At 58.1% G+C, this 19,177-nt stretch carries 14 protein-coding genes; 6 read left to right on the top strand and 8 right to left on the bottom strand.

From position 1 onward, the window contains the following. Positions 1–341 precede the first annotated feature (341 nt). From repA to repC, 3 genes are all read left to right on the top strand, one after another. Positions 342–1,532 (top strand): plasmid partitioning protein RepA, encoded by a 1,191-nt coding sequence (gene repA, locus RHIZ70P_RS18265; protein WP_064334921.1) that lies wholly within the window; start codon positions 342–344, stop codon positions 1,530–1,532. 84 nt (positions 1,533–1,616) lie between these two features. After that, positions 1,617–2,612 (top strand): plasmid partitioning protein RepB, encoded by a 996-nt coding sequence (repB, locus tag RHIZ70P_RS18260; protein WP_115671914.1) that lies wholly within the window; start codon positions 1,617–1,619, stop codon positions 2,610–2,612. Between the two features lie 156 nt (positions 2,613–2,768). Further along, a complete protein-coding gene (repC, locus tag RHIZ70P_RS18255; protein WP_115671913.1) occupies positions 2,769–4,013 on the top strand; it encodes a plasmid replication protein RepC in 1,245 nt (414 codons plus the stop codon). Between the two features lie 652 nt (positions 4,014–4,665). Here repC and RHIZ70P_RS18245 read toward each other — a convergent pair. Further along, on the bottom strand, positions 4,666–6,213 hold the full coding sequence (locus tag RHIZ70P_RS18245; protein ID WP_115671911.1) for a Fic family protein: 1,548 nt from the start codon (positions 6,211–6,213) through the stop codon (positions 4,666–4,668). Positions 6,214–6,521: 308 nt separating this feature from the next. On the opposite strand from RHIZ70P_RS18245, the gene RHIZ70P_RS18240 reads away from it, so the two are divergent. Then, positions 6,522–6,713 carry a hypothetical protein gene (locus RHIZ70P_RS18240; RefSeq protein WP_235842273.1) on the top strand — a complete coding sequence of 64 codons (192 nt, stop codon included), beginning with the start codon at positions 6,522–6,524 and terminating at the stop codon, positions 6,711–6,713. A 25-nt stretch (positions 6,714–6,738) separates the two neighbouring features. Here RHIZ70P_RS18240 and RHIZ70P_RS18235 read toward each other — a convergent pair whose 3' ends face one another. Then, on the bottom strand, positions 6,739–7,815 hold the full coding sequence (locus RHIZ70P_RS18235) for a tyrosine-type recombinase/integrase (RefSeq protein WP_115671910.1): 1,077 nt from the start codon (positions 7,813–7,815) through the stop codon (positions 6,739–6,741). Further along, positions 7,812–9,017: a hypothetical protein gene (locus tag RHIZ70P_RS18230; protein WP_115671909.1), complete on the bottom strand. Its 1,206-nt coding sequence runs from the start codon at positions 9,015–9,017 to the stop codon at positions 7,812–7,814. The genes RHIZ70P_RS18235 and RHIZ70P_RS18230 overlap by 4 nt, the downstream gene beginning before the upstream one ends. A 239-nt stretch (positions 9,018–9,256) precedes the next feature. Between RHIZ70P_RS18230 and RHIZ70P_RS18225 the strand changes: the two genes are divergently transcribed. Together RHIZ70P_RS18225 and scpB are read left to right on the top strand one after the other, a co-directional pair. Beyond that, entirely contained in the window at positions 9,257–10,219 is a 963-nt protein-coding gene (locus RHIZ70P_RS18225; RefSeq protein ID WP_115671908.1) for a DUF1403 family protein, read from the top strand. 2 nt (positions 10,220–10,221) lie between these two features. Then, positions 10,222–10,911 carry an SMC-Scp complex subunit ScpB gene (gene scpB / locus RHIZ70P_RS18220; RefSeq protein ID WP_115671907.1) on the top strand — a complete coding sequence of 230 codons (690 nt, stop codon included), beginning with the start codon at positions 10,222–10,224 and terminating at the stop codon, positions 10,909–10,911. A 59-nt stretch (positions 10,912–10,970) separates the two neighbouring features. Here scpB and RHIZ70P_RS18215 read toward each other — a convergent pair whose 3' ends face one another. The 5 genes from RHIZ70P_RS18215 to RHIZ70P_RS18195 form a co-directional block, all read right to left on the bottom strand. Beyond that, positions 10,971–11,549: a PIN domain-containing protein gene (locus RHIZ70P_RS18215; protein ID WP_115671906.1), complete on the bottom strand. Its 579-nt coding sequence runs from the start codon at positions 11,547–11,549 to the stop codon at positions 10,971–10,973. Continuing rightward, a complete protein-coding gene (locus RHIZ70P_RS18210) occupies positions 11,539–11,985 on the bottom strand; it encodes a DNA-binding protein (RefSeq protein WP_115671905.1) in 447 nt (148 codons plus the stop codon). The genes RHIZ70P_RS18215 and RHIZ70P_RS18210 overlap by 11 nt, the downstream gene beginning before the upstream one ends. Before the next feature lie 141 nt (positions 11,986–12,126). After that, positions 12,127–14,547: a hypothetical protein gene (locus RHIZ70P_RS18205; protein WP_147294020.1), complete on the bottom strand. Its 2,421-nt coding sequence runs from the start codon at positions 14,545–14,547 to the stop codon at positions 12,127–12,129. A 317-nt stretch (positions 14,548–14,864) separates the two neighbouring features. Further along, complete coding sequence (locus tag RHIZ70P_RS18200) at positions 14,865–16,781, bottom strand: hypothetical protein (protein WP_115671903.1); 1,917 nt, start codon at positions 16,779–16,781, stop codon at positions 14,865–14,867. Beyond that, positions 16,778–19,144: a sensor histidine kinase gene (locus tag RHIZ70P_RS18195; RefSeq protein ID WP_115671902.1), complete on the bottom strand. Its 2,367-nt coding sequence runs from the start codon at positions 19,142–19,144 to the stop codon at positions 16,778–16,780. The genes RHIZ70P_RS18200 and RHIZ70P_RS18195 overlap by 4 nt, the downstream gene beginning before the upstream one ends. Between the last annotated feature and the right edge of the window lie 33 nt (positions 19,145–19,177).

Below are 19,177 nucleotides of genomic sequence, written 5' to 3'. Positions count from 1 at the left end.
ATCATCTCGTGCTGCGTGTGGCTATGTGCAGATTTGCACCCGGTGATTCTACCGAATCGGCGCTATACGTCTCAAAAGCCGGTTGGGAACCGGGTTCTAGGATGTTGATAAGAGGTGCAGATTTGCATTTCGCTGTCAGTGGTGCTGGCGGACAAAGCCGGGCTAACATGCGGAAGTCTTTGGATGAATCGATATTCTGTTAGCCTCTCCGGCAGTTCCGTTAACTACTTGTTAACTTTAAATCTCTTGCGAGGATGCCGGAATCGCAGGATAGTTTCGCAAATGATGGCGTTCGAGCCATTTTTTCGAAACTGACGACCTCCGGGGAAATAGTTCGCAAAATGAGCAATATGCTGCCCAACAGATTTGATATTGAGATTGCCGAGCAAGGGGCGAAGATCTCAAGCGCGTTGCATATGTTGCGCAGCCAACAGTACCCGCCTGATGCTCGCAAGGGGCTGCGCAAGTTTCAGCTTGCTGAAGTTGCGGACTTCATGGGTGTCACGCAGACGCACCTGAGGCAACTCCATTCTGACGGGAAAGGACCGGAGATTGAGTCCATCGGTGGGCGCCGATACTACACGGCTGACCAGATGCTCGAGCTTCGGGACTATCTCGAGGCAAACAAGAAGTCCGACAAGCGATACTATGTGCCAAGGCGGAAGGAAGGAGAGCCGATGCAGGTTGTATCGGTCGTCAACTTCAAGGGCGGAAGCGGCAAGACCACCACTGCCGCACACCTTGCGCAATACCTCGCCCTCACCGGCCATCGTGTGCTGGCGATCGACCTTGATCCGCAGGCTTCACTGACTTCGCTTTTCGGCATCCAACCGGAGCTTGATGATACTGCCTCTCTTTATGAGGCCCTTCGATTTGACGACGAGCGGAAGTCAATCGCTGACGTCATCCAGCCGACCAACATTCCTGGACTGGATGTTGTGCCCGCCAACCTGGTTTTGCAGGAATACGAATATGACGTGCCACTGGCGATCTCCTCCAAGAAGGGGGAGGATGGCCGACTCTTCTATATGCGGATCGCCAGCGCTCTGAAGCAGGTGGATGACAAGTACGATGTGGTCGTCATCGATTGCCCTCCTCAGTTGGGCTATTTGACGATTACCGCCCTCATGGCTTCGACCGGAATCCTCATCACCATTCATCCTCAGATGCTGGACATCATGTCGATGAGCCAGTTTCTCATGATGCTCGGGGGGATCATGGGGCCGGTTGCGGAGGCCGGGGCCGAAATGCGTGTTCAGTGGTTCCGGTATCTTATCACCCGCTTTGAGCCCACGGATATTCCGCAGGCCCAGATGGTCGGGTTCATGCAGTCGATGTTCGCACAGCAGATGCTGAGAAACCACGTTCTGAAGTCCACTGCGATTTCCGATGCTTCGATAAAGAAGCAGACATTGTATGAGGTTGAGCGCGGTGAGTTTGTTCGGGCAACCTACGACAGGGCAATGGAGAGCTTGAACGCCGCCAACGCGGAAATCGTTGAGCTCATCCACGGTGTCTGGGGGAGGAAATGAGGCACTTGTCAGCCGTTTTTTTTATCGTTTTGCAAAGTGATGTCAATGATTTACCGGCGTTGACAGCAGGTTGGGAGAGCACTTATGTCCCGTGAAAATCCTTTCGCCAAACTGGATATGGCGTCGATCTCGGCAAACCAGACGCCGACAAAACCCGGTTACGGCATGACAGGAGCCGCCAAGACGGTTGTTCGCTCCATTGAAGATATGGCCGAGAACACCAAGAAGCTCATGGAAGGTGAGGTGATCGTGGAGCTTGATCCGCGATTGATTGACGTGTCCTTCGTGGCCGACCGCCTTTCAGACGACGGAGAAGAGTTTCAGGAACTGCTTCAGGCAATCAAGGAATCAGGACAGACGACGCCTATCCTTGTTCGCCCCAGTTCCACGGATGCCAAGCGATACATGGTCGTGTTCGGTCACCGTCGTCTCAGGGTGGCTCGCGAACTGGGAGTTCCGGTCAGGGCGATCGTAAAGAAGCTCGACGATATCACCTCGGCGATCGTGCAGGGACAGGAAAACGCAGCCCGTTCAAACCTGTCTTTCATTGAACGCGCCTACTTCGCTCAGAACCTGATCGTGTCTGGAATGACCAAGGAAACGGTTCGTTCGTCGCTCGCCATCGATGAGGCGATGCTGTCGAAGATGCTTGCTGTCGTCGAGGCGGTGCCAGCGCCAGTCATTCAGGCCTTGGGTGCATCGAAGAAAATTGGGCGTGACCGGTGGCTCAGCCTCCGGCAGTTGGTACTTGCCCCTGCCCTCTCCAAGGTCGCTGTTGAGCATGCAGCGTCGGCCGGCTTTCAAAAGCTTCCTGAAGCAGAGCGGTTTGATGAACTCCATGACTACGTGAAGCGATACAAGGCCAAGTCGGCTGCGAAAAAGCCCAAAGCCGATACCGCAGCAAAAGACTGGATCTCGTCTGATCGCTCGCTGAATTTCGCGATGACCGCCAAAGCGAAGAAGGTTGCCATCGAGCTCACGAATGTCGAAGCCAAGCCCTTCAGCGAATGGCTGTCTTCTCGCATGGATCGCTTGTACGAGGAGTACAAGGGGTCGCAAAACGAAACCAACGGAGACTAAACCGCAAAAGAAAAAGGCCCCCAAACGGCGAACCGTGGAAGCCTCTCTCGTCATCTCTAGCAGGATCGAGAATCGCATTTCCCGGAATCACAGTCAAGAGTCTTGGCGCCATTTTGGTGAGCGGATTTCTTTTGCCTGAAGAAAGGTGAGAGAAAAATGCAAACAGGAGATGTGACGACGCCCTTTGGGCGGCGATCGACGTCGCTCGCCCAGGTCAAAAGACAAATGGCAATCAAGAATCCGGATCAGAACACGCGGATTGAAAAGTGGAAAGTGTTTCGCGATGTCTGCGAGGCGCGAGAACGCCTTGGACTGCAAGATCGGGCCTTGGCCGTTCTCGATGCCCTCCTGACGTTTTACCCGCACGGGGAGCTCGATTCGAGCCGCGGGCTTGTCGTTTTCCCATCCAATGCGCAGCTATCGGTTCGCGCTCACGGGATCACAGAGAGCACACTTAGGCGGCAGCTCGCGGCGCTAGTTGAGGCCGGGCTAATTCTGCGCCGCGATAGTCCGAACGGGAAGCGATACGCGCATCGCAATCGTGACGGTGAGGTAGAGCAGGCCTATGGCTTCGATCTGACCCCTCTACTGGCTCGCACCCATGAACTTGCGCATATCGCACAGGACGTCGCTGCGGAGCGAACGCGGTTCCGGCGGACAAAAGAAGCTCTTACGGTCTGCCGGCGAGACGTGCGAAAGCTCATCTCAGCTGCGGTGGAGGAGGGTGCGTCCGGCAACTGGGGGCAGGTAGAGGCGGTCTATGTCGACATTCTTGCACGCCTTCCACGCTATCCGGACAGGGTTCAGCTCGCACTCGCACTCGATGAAATGCAGCTGCTTCGGACAGAGATCCTCAACACCCTGGAAATGCAGCTAAAACCTGAGAATATGCATGGCAATGCCGTCCAGAATGAACGGCATATACAGAATTCAAATACCGAATCTATCCATGAATCTGAACCTAGCTCCCGAAAGGAGCAGGACGGAAGCCTGGAGGATGAACCTCAAACCAAGCGCGGGGCGAACGGACGAGAGAAGGCGAAGCCTGAGCCAATAAAGGCCTTCCCACTGGGGATGGTTCTTCGGGCCTGCCCGCAGATTGCCGACTATGGTCCCGGCGGACGTATGGAAAACTGGCGCGAGCTCATGAAGGCCGCCGTCGTGGTGCGCTCCATGCTGGGCGTCAGCCCCTCAGCTTACGAGGAGGCATGCAACGCCATGGGGCCGGAAAATGCCGCGGTGGCTATGGCCTGCATTCTCGAACGATCGAACTTTATAACATCTGCCGGCGGCTATCTTCGGGATCTCACCAGGCGCTCCGAGCGTGGGGAGTTTTCACTTGGGCCGATGCTGATGGCTCTTTTGAAGCTTAATGACGGCGGAGATCGAAGAACCGCTTGATGCTGGCACTCTGCAGTCAACGACATTGAACCTTGTCAGGATCGATTCTGTTCGCATCGCTGGATTGGGCTCGCCTTGTCAGCCGTTTTTTTTCCTGATTTTCTTTTGTAAGACAGGGGCTTATCAGCGTTGAGGGGCGAATATTCGACGGGGGAGGATGCAACACAATATGTATTACAATGCGACTACAGTTGAGTCGCAAAGCCGCTAAGGCCGTTCCGCGAAGGCACCCGTCCAGCTGTGCTGCCCTTTGATTGGGGGGCACTTTGATAACAAAAGTGGTCGCTTGGCATTTTTGGCTACGGCCCGCGTCCGGGGGATGCTATGCCCTCCAGCAGTTCAAGTAGTTTGTCATTGAACTTGCAGGACCCAATGACGACCAAGCGATTTCCAAGGCTGAGTTTACAACAACCGTCAGGGATGTTCACTAAGAACAAGTTGGTCAGTATCTCGATCGGAAAGACGGTAATGAATTGCATCGCGCGGTTATTCCGTGCGCTAGCTTTGAAGTCACGCTTTCAATCGATGCGTGAGAGCACACCGATCGTTTGAAAGCGTCTCTAATGGAGTTTGTCCAACATCAACATCTCGTTAAGGCCGGGTATTTCAGCGCCAACGGCTACCGCCGCCAGACGTGATGGACGACATCGCGTCATCCTGTTGATTGGCGGATTTCGGCGTAAATTGTCTCGATCCGAGCGGCCTCTGCGTCGCTGAGCGCCGAAAACTCCTTGTCGCGAGCCCGCTTTGACAGTCGCCCTTCGTTCTGGCGTAGGAACCGGAACAAGAGGTCCAGCAAGCGATCGGGCATATCGATCATCTGCTGCACTTCGATCTTGAACGCGTCATAGATGCGTAGGAATGCCGTCTCGGCCGGCAGATCCACATCGATCGTTCGGGCTACGCATTCGAACAGGAATTCGGCGTGCGGCGTTGCGTCGAAGTAGCGGTAGAAGTCGGCGGTGTCATTCAGCACCGCGACATTGCCACGATCGGTTGGTTGCCAATGAACAAGCGGCAAAAGGCGGCGTGAGTAGCTTTCCAAGACGGTTCGATAGGCATCGATGCGGTCTAGGATGACGGACGAGACCGGAAAGACGAGTCCCGGAGGGTTGAACCCGCGCTCGGCGAGAACATGATGGATCAGATAGCGGTGCAGTCGGCCGTTTCCGTCCTCGAAAGGGTGGATGTAGACGAAGCCGAAGGCGAGGGCTGCTGCGGCGAGAACAGGATCGAGGTGCTGTGCCGCGCTGCGGTCGAAAGAGGCCAGGCCGTCGATCAGCGAGGGCAGGTCTTCATGTCGGGCGCTGATATGATCGGGGATCGGCGCGCCCGACAGGCGATCATGCTCGCCGATGAAGCCACCCTCAACGCGCAGGCCGAGATGGACGAAGCGCGCGTCGCCGATGACAATCCGTTGCAGCCGCTCCAGTTCAGCGCGGTCTATTGGCCGGCGACCGGCTTCACCGATCACCTGGCTCCAGCGTTGGATGCGATCTTGCGGTGGATCTTCTCCCTCGATCTGGAAGCTCGAGCGCGAATCCTTGAGCAGCAGGAATGCGGCGGTGCGTGCAAGCAGATCCGCCGGCACTTCGGCGATCAACTGCCGCGCTTCGTCTCCAAGCCCGCGCGCAACGAACGCGTCGAGCGCGGGCGTGCGGAAGATCATCGGGCAGAAAGCTGGTGTGCCGGGCAAGTTGTTCTTCACCCGATGTCTTGTCGAACTCGCTCCACCCACCGCGAATTGCCGGTCGGGATCTACGACAAGGGCATAGGTGCCCTGTGCCGCGTCGGGCAGATCGAGCCGTATACCGAGCAGCCATTCGTAGAGAAACCACAGCCGTCGCGCATAGGCGCCAGTAGGCGCCGCGCGCACCATGTCAGCGATCGGTTCAGGCCCAATTTTCCGGAACAGGGCTTTCAGAACGGCAAGGTCCAGGCCTTCATAGCGCAGCGCGAAGGTCAAGTGTCCGGCAAGGTCATTGCCCGGCTGGTGGCGCGGGGTGTAAATGTTCCAACTCTCGGCCTCATAAACTTTGTGACGTGGGCCGATCGCTGACAGGTTGATTGGCACAGGCACGGGTAATTCAAAGGCATCGATCAGCGCCGCATAGCCGACAGGGATGGCGGTTTCCGGCATCCAGCGGCCGTGAAAAATGCTGACCGCGCCTGAAAACGGCTTTCTTCGTCCCTGCTCCATGAATCCTGATATCCGCTTCTGAAAATTAGTTTCGGTGCGAAACTCTCATGAAATTCGATTATCGGCAATGAATTTCGATGACAATGAGGCTATATTTACGAAGATTGATTCTGAAGAGCGGTGTGAGCCAGAAGCTCTTCTATAAACGGCTGATCGATCTGGCGGACAAGCGCTATGACGAGCATCTGAGCGTGTTGGAGAAGAAACATGGATGATCTCGATAAGCTGATACAGATGCTACCTGAGGATGAACAGCGCGGCACAATCTGCGTGAATTGCGGGCACTCGCTGGTAGGACGCAGGAAGACGTGTCCGCCGGGACCGGTTTCAAGCAGACCAACGTCTCAAAATTGGAGAAGCGCGCCGACATGAAGCTCTCGACGCTTCGCGATTATGTCGAATCCCTCGGCGGCACGTTGAAAATTGTTGCGGATGTCGCGGGCAAGAAAGTCGATCTATCCAGCATCGCGGAGCGCTCCCGACACGGTTCAAAGGTCTGAGCGAGCCATCGGTAGGGGAGGGGGTCTACAGCCCGGCCGCTTTTGTCAAGTTGACGCGGAAGCGATCGCGCCGGCGCTGGTAACGGCGGGTCATTTCGGCGCTGGCGTGGCCGAGCTGTTTCTGGACATAGCGCTCATCGACCTCGGCCGAGGAGGCAAGGCCGGCACGCAGCGAATGACCTGAGAATTTCAGCCCCCGCTCGATTTCAGGAAGGTCGCCACGAATGCCGGCGGCGACCGCCGTCTTCTTGACCAGGCGGGCCACCTCCTGATCGTTGAGCCGGTACGGTCCGACATTCTTGCCCTGGCCAGTGACGCGACGGAAGAGGGGGCCTTTTGCCAGCTTTGCGAATTTGATCCAGGTCTCGACCGCGGCGACCGGACAGGTGCCATCGGAGGAACCGCGGCCGATCTCTACCTCCCGCCAGCCGGTCTTGCCGCGCAACGTCACCATCAGGCCCCTATCAAGGATCTCGATCCATCCGCGTCCGTCTTCCGTTTGATCACGGCCGAGATCGAGCCCGGTGATTTCCGATCGGCGCAGGCCGCCAGCGAAGCCGATCAGCAGCATGGCCCGGTCGCGCAAGCCGCGCAGGGAACCGCGGTCTAGGGTTTCCAGCATGGCTATCAGGTCTTTCGGCAGTATTGCTTCCTTCTGCCGGGGAGGGGCGGCGTGCTTGTTGCGGATGCCGGCCATGACGGTGGCGATGGCGCGATCCTTGCGATCGAGCGGCATCCCGCGTTGGGCGCAGTTCCAGCCAATCGCAGAAAGACGCCGCTCGATGGTCGACACGGTATTAGGCTTCATGCCGCGCGTCGCGGTGCCAATGGCACTGCCGGAGGCGCAGGCGGTGATGTAGAGTCCGACGACCTGAGGATCCGGGGGGAGGGGGGACAGGTTCTGGCGCCGGCACCAAGCGGCAAAATGCTTCCAGTCGGCGGCGTAGGCGCGGCGGGTGTTGGTGGAGCTTGCCGCCTCGACATAGCCACGCGCCCGATTGGTAAGCTGTTCCAAGTGCGCGGGTAGGGGAGGGGAGGTGGACTCCGCATGAACGGGGTTGACCGTTACGGCCGATTGGATGTGCTCATCGTCGTTGTTCATCTACCCTGCTCCGTCACCGCATAGAGATGACCGATAGCCGGTTCGCCACGGTCCTGCCGCACGAGCACCGGGCGAATCCAGATCAGGCGTCGCTCGCTGAGGCCCGTACCGTGCGCCTGCCGCCGCCAATGGCCGCGGCGCCAATGCGCGGCCACTTCGCGGCCGGGAAGGTGAGGGGCTATTGTATCGTCGGTGCGGTGCTCGACCGCGCCAAGGTGAAAATCCAGCCGGCGGATGGAAAAATAGCCATCTTCCGCGAGACGGCCGGCTGCGGTTCGACGACGCTTTGGTGTGCTGGCGTTGACAACTGCATCGACGAGCGAGGGGGGCGCTTGTTTCGGCCATTCCGGCGTGCCAAGCGCGGGTTCACTCGACAGAAGGCACAGTGCGTTGCAGAGCAAGGCTAGCACGCCGCTGGCGGTGGGATATGCCGCCTGATTGAACAACGCGGCGCGCTCGTAGCCGGAAAGCGTCGGGCTGCCGACCGGAAACCCGTCCTTGCGGGCATCCTCGACACCTTCCCGAAGGCTCGCCAGGGCGTCGAGGTCCGGGCGAAGGCCAATATCGTTCGTGGCGACCGCTTGGTCGAGTGCCTTCTGCAAGGTGTCGTCCGGTGAAGCGAGTGTCAGCGGCGCAAAGAAGTGCGGTTCGTGGCCGATGATCCAGGTGCCCGAACCGCGATGCGGACCGTCCGTCCGCCGGCTGGTGATATAGAAGGACAGGCTTGGCGCAGTATCGTTGTCGGGGCCGCGCGCGAAACTTTCGACATAGGCGCCATCGATGACGTTCGGCTCGCCGGGAAGACCGACGTCGAGCCCGCCGGCGAAGCCGAGATAGAAGCACCGGAAGGGCAAGTGCATATCCGAGAGCCGGATATCGCCGAGATCGGTTCTCCGGAGAAGCGCGACCAATTCCGCTGGCAGCCAGAAGGAGTTACGGCCGCCGGCCGCGAAAGCCACAAGATGAGCGACGGTGCTTATCGTACCGGCGGCCACGTCGGTCGTTGTCGGCCGTTTTTTGAAGGGGAGCTTGTCCAGCGCCCGATTATAGGCAGTCATGCCTGCGTCGGCGACACGCTGGAAGGCATCGGAGGTCAGCAACCCGTTATGGCAATGATTAACCTCACGGCGGACGATCTCCCGCGCCTCGGGGAACTGGCGCAGGAAGCGCATTGGATGCAGATCGTCGGCATCGAAAGCCATGTGGATTTCCCTCAAGAACGGCGCATCTTTCCTGATCGATCATGGCGAGTCCGGAGCTGAGATAGAAGCCTATCTGTCGCGACTTCCGACACTTTGTCGCACTGATTTGGACCATTCTCTATATTAAGAGCATAATGAACGATAATGCAATCTTATCAGTCATTATTAGATGAAGACAAGGCGTGCGGTTAGGCAGAAATATATGGCAAAAACTGCACGCGCAGTATATACTTCGCGGCATGGATTCGCTCGCCCGCACCGCTGCTTCAACGCCCGGCCCACCTGCCCAGTTGCCGGCTTGGGCTCTTCCGCGCGGGCGTGATCTCACGGAAGTGGACGCTGCCTTTTCCGCCGGTGTCGCCTTGAAATCGCTGGACGATCTTGTTCGTTCCGCGCCCGTTTGGGCCGGCTGCTGGCGCGCCCGCCAGGCTTTGAAATGCGCCGCGGTTGCCGTCCGGCTGATGGGACGAAACGAGGACGAAAGGGTGCTGCGTGACGCCGTCCTTCTCACCGCGTCCGGCGACGATCCAGGGCCTGCCGGGAAGGTGTATTTGGCCTACAAAAGGCTGGTCAGCCGAAAATCCGGGCTTTCCTCGAAAGCTGTGGCCGATCTGGCCGATCTGGCCGATCTGCTGGGGCTGGCCTGGGATGACCGGCTGGCGGCCGCCGTCGATCATGCCGACGGCGCATTGCAGTCGGGCCGGCCGGCGCCCTTCGCCGCGGCGGACCTGGTGACGGCGATTGTTGCCGCCCGCCCTGAAGCCGAGCCGCTCGCCTGGGCGCTCGCCGATATGTTGATCGCGATAATACTGAGATGGGAACGTCCTCTACCGCTGCTGATGGCGGAACGGTATGGTTCGGCGTTCAGCACGCTTGGGGGCAGGGGACGGGTGCGGCCGGGCGAATCCGGTTTTCCGCGCGCCGTCTGCCTCGCCCTCGTGGAAGGGACGAGCAGCGCCCTGCGTTCGGCGAATGAGATCGCCCGAAGGGCGGACGCGCTGCTGGCCGTGGCGCCGAAGGTGCGGACCAAGGGCGCCGGCGCGGTCATTCAAAAACTGCTCGAGGAAGACGCCGTACAGGCCTCGGCGCCGGGCAGCAATCTCTCCCGCTGGGCCGCGACCCGGCTGTTCGAGCGGCTGGAAGGTTTCGGCGCCGTGCGCGAGCTCTCCGGCCGGTCCTCGTTCCGGATTTACGGGCTGTGACGATGGCTGGAGCGAGCACCGCGAAAACCAGGCGCCGACCGTCGGACAAGGATCCGCAACACGATGTGTTGTATGACCGGGAGCTCGAGGATTTGCCGCCCGATCTGCGCTGGCGCGAATGGATGCTGCGGGTCGAGGCGGTGATCTTTGCTTCGGCCGAACCGGTGACCCGCGAGACGCTGGCGCGCGTCGTCGGAAAATATTGCAGCATCGACCTGCTGATCGATGATCTCCGGGAAGAATTGCGCGACCGGCCCTACGAGCTAGTCGTGGTCGCCGGTGGGTGGCAGCACCGGACCCGACCGCGGTTCGCCGAGACGATCCGGGCGTCGGCGGCGCCGACGCGGGGAGGCGCCGCGGCGCTGTCGGAGTTCGAGGCGATGGTGCTGATGGCGGTGGGATATTTCCAGCCGGTGACAAGGAGCGACTTGTCGAAAGTTTTTGGCAAGGAAGTCAGCCGCGACACGATTAGCGCGCTCCGCGGCGCTGGCTTCCTCGCCTCAGGACCGCGCAGCCCGACGCCCGGCGCGCCCTACACCTATGTGACGAACAGGCATTTCCTCTCCGCCTTCGGCATGGAGACGCTACGCGATCTCCCCGACATCGAAGCACTTGAGGATGCGGGGCTGCTGAACAGAGCTGCCGTGCGAGAGGAGCGGATTTCAGCCGAGGCGGAAGGTGAGGAGGAATAAGGCTGCTGCCGTCGGCGCGAGGGTATTCGGTTGTCGATCTCTGTATGGATCACGCCGGCTCACTTCAGTGCGGCGATGTTCCGGCGAAGCACGTCTGAAAATGTCTTCAACCCGCCTTGCTGAAGTGCGTCTACGAACGCTTCAACCGATGGCGTTGTTTTGCGCAGATTATGCCGCGCACGTTTGACACTGGAAACGAGCGCTTCGGGAAACGCCGCATGCAGATCGGTCAGGAAATCATCCGGCGACTGGCTGGTCACGCCATAGGGGAGGAGGTGTCTTGCTGGAAAGTCCTTGAGGTTCCAGGTGACGATAACGGAGGCTTTCCCTGCGATGGCGGCTGCGAGAACATGCCGATCGTCAGGATCAGGTAGTTCGAGGTCGGCGACCAATGGGCGATAGTCCGCCACGTCCGCATCCGGCAGAACGGCCTTCATCCTGTCGCGCGTGGTGATCAGCCGTTCGATGGGCAACGCCGATGTGTTGGCATCAAGATTGCGGATCCACTCGTCGTGAATGTCGTCCGTCCAGCGTGCTTCGACGAGGCCGTCGAAGGCGCACTGGATCAGGACGTTGCGCAGGTGGAAGGGATAGAGGACGCAGGCATCGTAGACCGCGACGGGCGGGTTAGAGGCCATGGGTCTGGATCAGATCCTCAGTGTCTTCGGCAAGCGCGTCCATCGCGGCCTGCCGGGTGTCGAGCCTGGTCTTCAGGGCGAGCACGTCTTTCAGGAGTGCGCGGCGGTGCTTGCCGACATAGCGGAATGGCAGATCGCCCCGGTCCATGCGCAGGACGACGAGAGGACGAGAGATGCCTAGAACGGCCGATATCTCGGTTGGGCTGAGTTCCTGGTCTTCGGCCAGCACGGCGACGCGCTCGCCGCGCAGCATGTGCGCCAGAAGGGCTTCCACTGCCGCGGCAGCCAAGGGCGGAATCGAGAGCATATGCTCCCGGCCGCCCTCGTGACGAACATGGAGTTCCAGTCTGTCGCCCACGGCCAGCTTCGGCAGGGGTGACGTTGCCTTGCGGTCGCGATCCGACAATCCGGCGAAGTAAACGATCTGGCTGGCCATGACGATATCTCCTTGGTCGCCAATATAGTCGGTTGGGGCCGTAACTGCAATAATTGAAATTCTCAGAACGGTGCGGTCCGGGCAGCTACGTGGTCGCCAGATAGCACGGACAGCTGCCGTCAGCTGTGCTGTGCCCAAGCTTCAGCCAATGGCCTCAATCAGTTCGCTGGTGTCAAAACTCAAAAGAAACTGGGCATATGACGAGGTGAAGAGATCGGACACATAGTCTGCAATTTCGACATCCACCATATCTAAATCATTTTGGCCACGCATCACCACATACTTGCGCGATTTCGTCGTAGCGAACAGGAACAGCGTGTGGAAATAGATTGTGCTCACGTATCGCCGCTCGGCGAGTTCGATCGCATCAGCAGAACGATTGCCGCTTTTGAAATCGCGCAGAACGCCGCTGTCTAGGTTAATGTAGATTCGCGATAGCTTGTCTTCCTCGACAAAGGGATAAACGACGACGTCGAAATCCATCTGCAGACCGGCCAAGGCAAGTTCGTCCCAGGCTTTGGTGTTATTGGCGCCATCCCGCGAGCAAAGAACAAGGTCAGGGATCCCGAGCGGCGGGGTTGGTTCGGGTTGTGGCTCGATTGTCTTGCGCTCAGGGTCGGTCAGCTGGACCAGTACCGTTTCGACAAGGTCGCCTGCGGGGCTGGATAAGCTTGCGCGAATTTCGATCGTATCGCCGACATTCATCTGGCTTGAAGCCTTTAATCCGATCTTGATCGTACCATCCGCAGGATTTGACCTGCGAAGGTCCAGGAGATCGCTTTGCTGCGACGGCGCGGCCAGCGGGCCACCCGTACCAGCACTCCGGCCTTGTTGCAGAACCGACAGCCTGAGGTCGCCTGGATCGTCACTTCGATCAAAATATTCGTTCTCGACATCCGTCGCGAAGGAGATCGTCCGCGTCCCGCCCATCGGCAGCTTGAAGAGCTTGATATCTCCCTGCTTGCCATCACCGCCCCTGACCTGGAATGTCGAGGGATAGCGCTTGGGATCGAAAGGAGTGGTCTCCCGAGGCTCGCGCTTCGGTCGCTCCTCGTCCTGGCGCTCCTTCTTCGGTGCCTCACCTGGCTTTTGCACCGACAGCTGAAAGGTCTGTTGGAGGATCTTCGTCAACGCATCGTTCATCGGCAGGTTTCGGGTCAGGTCGCGCAGCATTTGCCCCGTATCTTCGCTGCCAATCGTCAGGCTCGCCTTTCGCCGTTTGGCAATGTCTTTGAGCTCGCCGGTCGACAGCAACTCACGCAGATGTCGCCTGAGCGCTTCCGCCGTCTCACTGGCTTTCAGGCGATCCCGCGATGCCATGAAGAGCTCGTTGCGCACCTCAAGATGAAGATTGGTGCAATCCACATGGATAAGCAGATAGTCCTTGAGAAGCGGCATCTTCAGACTGCGGGTAACGAATTCCGATGTATAATGCCCCTGCACCTGACCGTTCAGGGAAAACAGGACGGTCATATTGTTCTTGAAATACTCACGCTGGATATATTGCTTTGTCTCTTTGACCGTGTCCCGGGACAGAGCCTTGAAGACGTAGGTGGTGACGTTCATCTCGCCGAATTCGGCCGTCGACGATGTTTCCGAGAATTTGGCCTCGATAGTTTCTTTGTCGGCCTCTAAGCGCCGCTTTAAACCGTAGACCGCCGTTATGGGCGCGCGATTGTCAGGGTAGCGTTCATTGTTGTCGACCGTCAGAAACGGCAGGGCGGGCTCGAAAAGATATTCGTTCAGGCTGACGTTCAAGTCACGCGAAATGATCGATCGCGCACCTTCCGGCAGTCGATATGAGTATAGTTTCAGCAGCGAGCCATTCTTGAATTTGCGCCCTTCGAGTCCAAGGTCTAGTTTGTCGACGTCAACGCTTGCGACACCGTCACCGAAGACTAGGTACTCGTACCAGGTGTTTTTCTTGCCGGCCGCTTCGGCGAGTTTCGGCGGGTGACGGCGCAATAACGTGAATCCAAGCGGGCTCTTGCCGTCAAAACGTTTACTCGCCACGAGCTGGTAGCGAAGATCACCGCAAAAGGCGATCGCGCCAGCGCCGCCCATGTTGTATTTGCCCTGCACGAAGTGCACGTCGTTTTTGTTACCGCGCAGAAGAGACAGGAAGGTATTGGGAAAATCCCGGGGGGCTTGACCGATGCCGTTGTCGTAAATCAGGAGCGAGGTGTCGCGTCGCGGTCCTGAGGCCACGATCTGAAGGTCGCGGGCCTGCTGTCGCCTGAAGTCGCCCAGATCCCAGTTCCGGTGATTCGGAAAATAGCGATCGAGCGCCTCCTTGACACTCTTTGGCGCAAGATCCGACCGAACGTCGATCCCGTCTTCAACGACCTTCTTCTCCAAGATGGCGTCGATGCCATTCATAATCTTCTCGACTAGTGCGGGGACTGGATGTGCCTGTTGGTTCTCGACCACACCGTAAAAGGATTCATTGTCCCCATAGGGTCGCCACCTGTCGGTGTTTTCCAATAGTCCTTCGGCACCCAGAATCTCCTGGACCTCGTTTTCGGTACCAGCCGACAGAAGGCTCTCGAAAAGTTTTCGCATTTTCCCAACCTACCCCAAGCAATAGAAGTCGCAGATTCACCGGAATCATGTCAAACAGAAATGATACTCTTGGTTGCGGCGGTCGAGCCTTGCAGTCCGTATAGATTCAACCTCACACTGCGATTTTAAGATCTGCCCTCTATCCAGCGAACACCGCCGCCGCCCTGCCGGGATCGCCGTTGTGTTCTTTAGCCGGGGGCATAAACCGCGACGACGGCGGACTAGCAAAAAGGCGCCGGCGATCTGCGTTGTCCAATTTTCGTGAAGCCACCAGCTTCCGCAGAGCCGGCAAGCCAATGACTTCGACGGACGTATCGTCAGGCCTCGTGGATCATTTCGACGCTGATGCCCAACCAGGTTTTGGTAGCCGTCATCTTGTCTGTTACGATGAATTGCGCTCCAAGATCGACGTCGAGTTTCGCTCCACGGCTTAGCGACGAGCGAACCTGATCGAGAGTTGCCCGCTTGCGCAGGGCTTTCAGCATCACCTTGTCTTCGGCCGAAAGGCTTTCCGGTTCAATCGCGTCTATTTTGGCAACAACGTTTTCGGCCGCCGAGCGGTGAAGATTGATGCGGGTGGTGTCCGAACCGCCGCGACTTGGATAAACCTCGCAGGCACACATCCGTCCGCCGCCGAGATCGATCTCGTGAAGCTTTCCGTCGGATCTACGTACCGACAGTTTGATGCGGCCATCCATCCGTACGACGGGCGCCACGGCCACCCCGACCCTCCCTAGCTCTTCAAGAACCTGGCGCTGCAGATCCTGCGCGTAAAGAGGTCGCAGACTGCCGCAAAACTCCAAGTTCTCGAAATCCGTCCGAGTCTGCAGGTTCTTCAGCTGCCAATCGATGCTATACTGCTGGTCTCCCACAATTATGAAGTCGGCCAATGAGGATTTTGGCGCATGATAGGGTAGGAGGTTTCCACCGACCGTCAGGAGGTTCTCGGCTGCCCGACCGCCATCTCGCTCGACCAGATCGCAATCAGGTGTCATCAGCGCCCAAATGACCGCCGGTTGGCCTGCTATATCCCTCTGAACGTAAAGGTCGCCCATGCGCATGACCTCGGGCTGTGGCTTCGTATCGATCCGCGCGCGGTGGTAGAGCTCGGCAATCTTTCTGGTGCGACCATCATAGGCGCCTTCGATGAGCTCGGCATGCAGGTCGAGCTTGTCGCGGCTCGGCCGCCGGAATTTGTCCGCCGCTGCATGACCGATCGATCCGAGAAGACACTCTCCGAAAAACCATTCGAGATAGTCGAAGAGGCTCATGCCCTCCTGAGCCAACCTATAGGTGACTAGATAGGCGAAGTCCTTAAGCTCGAGCTGGTCGATTTCTTTCTTCATTTCGTCGACGGCTGATTGCGAACTTTCGAGCCAGAACAGCAGGGCCTCATGCAGCTTATGCCCGAAAGGATGCGACTGGATGATATCGAGCAGAACATCGGCCGCGGGTCGTGCCACGGTAATCGGCTCGGGTTTGCCCTTCGGAGCCTCGGCCTCCAGTTGTCCAACTTGGATATCCGATTTGCGGATGAAGCCGAACCGGCTTGCGAAAACCTTGCCGTTTTCGCCGGAAGCCTTGCGACGGTAGCTTTCCGCCTGAGCCGCAACGTCCATCGAAGACATCAATATGACAGACGGGTGTTTCTTTTTCGCTGCTGCCGCACCCAGAAGTTGATCGAGCCGGTCCAGGGAGGCTCTGACCGCTGCCTCGCTCATTTCCTCACCGGGGACAATCTCCGATGTGATGTTCTCATCGAGGTAAAAATCGGCAAAGACAAGATCTGGAATGGCGTCGGCCAAATCGGGCGCACCAGTCATTCGCCCCACAAGCTTGACCTTCACATTGGCCCCGCAGCGTCTCAAGAGCTTCAGCAGCGGATCGACATCGGCAAGGTTGTTGCTCGCTTTAGTCGTGAAAACCGAGGTTGGGTCGAAGCGCACGTCGCGCGTTACTAGAAAGCGCTGGTGGAGCTCTGTCAGGATTTGATGAAGTTCTTCGCCAGTCCAAGTCTGCGACTCGATTTGGCCTTTTGCGGCAGCTATCGCGTCCTCGTCAATGCCGAATTCCGCAAGGAGTACGCCAGCGGCCTCGCTGTCTAGGAAATCATAGACCTTACTGTAGTCTGCCTCAGTGAGGCGCGGCAGATCGAATGCATCATCGAGAAGCGTAATGTTCTTGATGCCGCTTGTCTTGATGGCATCGATAAACCGGCGATCCTGCAGCGTCATGCGTCCCCCATATCGATTACGAACATGTTCAGCCTTCCGTCCCGCTGAAGCCCAACTGTGCTGTCCATGTAAAGCTGCCAGCCATTGTATTCCGCAAGCTCCCGGGAAATGTATAGGCCCAGGCCTCGGCCCTGGCCGGCCGGCTTCGATGTTATGAACGGCTGAAAAATCGTTTCCTTGCGGCCAGGGTCGACCCCCGGGCCATTGTCTTCGACGGTGATTGATTTCGTCTCGGGATCGATCGTAACTTCGATTTGCGGCTTGAAGCCGGATTGATAGGAGGCCTGCAGCTTAAGCCAATACGTCGAATTGGCGATCAGGTTTTCCAGTATCTGCACCAGCATGCCGCGAACGGCCTTGACCACAAAGCCCTTGCCCTGAGGTTTAACAATCGTGATTGCATGTCTGCCGAACTCATTTTCATGCTGCTCGAGCACGTAGGCGACCACATCCGCGACGTCGAATGACGACTTCGTCTGACGCTTTTCGCCGGTCAGCTCGTCGAATGCGGAAACCCGCTTTTGCAGGGTAACAAGCTGGTCTTCAAGCGCACGAAGAGCCGATTGCTGCTGGCTCGCCTGCGCGTGGACGAGTGCAGAGATCGTATGACGGACCGCCCGGTCGAGTTCATGGAAGATGAATTCGGTAATGAGGCCAATACCGGCTAGGTGCAGAAATTTTTCGCGGTCGTCAATTGTCTGAGAAACCGAGCTATCCAGTTTGCGAACAGCCGCCGCGCATTGGGTGACGAGTGTTTCGACAGCGTCACCCAGCCGGTTGCCGTAGGGGATCTGGTCGGCGGTGAGGTGCAGCCGCAGTTCGTCGAGAGCCGTTTCGACCTCGACCTGCGATTTGCGAAAATCCATCGCAGATTCTTCGGCTTCTCGCTTTTTTATCGTTTCCAGCTGATCGGCAGCATTGATCAGCCCACGCAGCTCAACATGCAGGGTCACCATCAGCATTTTGCGCAGCGCGGCCTCCGCGTCCGACTCGATCAGACCCTGCCGGTTGGTTTGCTCACTCAGCGCCAGATGGGACGAATGAATGAGAACTCGGCCAAGGACCTGCTGGCGATTGAGTTTGAAGCCGGATTCGCCAAATGCGTTGCGATCGAGCGCCAGCCAGTCGTCGCCCGGCTCTCCGTATGGTAGGACCCGAAAACCATGCCTATAGAGCATTGGGCCGCCTGACCAATGGGCGATCTGATCACGCGTTTCCTGCTGTTTTTCGGTCAGCCCATCGATTGCCCTGACTACCGCACGATTGAACCAGTAGATCTCAGCCTCGAATGGCCCCAGGTCCTTCAGCGCCTGCGGGCGGATCAGAATGTTTTCAAACGCGGCATGCCCGCGTTTTCCACGCCGCTTGGAGTCCTTTTGCGCCATAGAAAAGATCTCCACTCCACGCCATCGCACAAAGCTCTTCTTCTCACGAAGACTATAATTGAGGTCGGCTTCCAGGATCGGCTCGTCCGTCTTGGGGTCGAAATAGAACTTGATTGTGCAGCTCGCATGGGCGGCCTCAAGCAGCTTTCGCGGCACGACGGGGATCACCACTCGGTTACCGTTATGACGCACGAGCATAAGCCCGTTGCCTCTTGCCTCGAACGGATCGACGGTGCGTGCAATTCTCAGGCGAATGACATCCTCGAAGCGTCCGGGTGTCCAGTCTGCATTCAAGGACGAGATACGGATCGTCGTCCCCTGCATGGCTGGCGAGGCTTTCGGCTGTCCTTTGACTGGTTCGACCTTGATCTCTTCGAGTGGTGTCTCGTCATCATGCGAGAAGCGGTTCCAATCGATCCTGAGCCGCCCCCAAAAGGGTTGATCGGCCGTCGCCGAGAAGACAAGAAGGCGGTCGCCGAGCCGCATCGTCGACAGGCGACCTACACCTTTGTCGCCAAGAAAATTGGCGCCCTCGATATTGTCCTTGCGCCGTGACCGCGTTCCGACGGTCAGAAAGACCTCGTCAAGTTCATTGATCGTCATGCCCTTGCCCTGGTCGCGCACATCAATCCAGTTATCGCGTGCGTAAAGGGCGACCAGCGTTCTCCTGAAACTGTCACGATTACCGAGCTTGCGCTCAAGCGTTCGAAGAAACCGGTCGCAAAGATCCTTCGGCGCGGTGCTGACGAAGCCTTTCTGGATCGTGGCCAGGATATCGCGAAGGTCTGCGCCTTCTGCCAAATATTCAAGACAACGAGAGTAGACGCTATGTGGCAGCAGAATCTGCGCAACGATTTCAACCTTGGCGGAGCCCGCATCAACCGCGTTCTTAATCAACTCGTATAGCGCGACCTCGTCGGAACTTATGAGTTCCTTTCCGAGCTCGAGAAGCGTGCGCGCTGCAAATCTGAATGCCATCGGCGGGTCTCTTTAAATTCATCAATAAGTATT

The organism is Paenirhizobium selenitireducens ATCC BAA-1503, assembly GCF_900492185.1.
Taxonomy (GTDB): domain Bacteria; phylum Pseudomonadota; class Alphaproteobacteria; order Rhizobiales; family Rhizobiaceae; genus Allorhizobium; species Allorhizobium selenitireducens_A.
The sequence above is the reverse complement of the archived record's forward strand: the minus strand, read 5'-3'. Positions and strand labels throughout refer to the sequence as shown.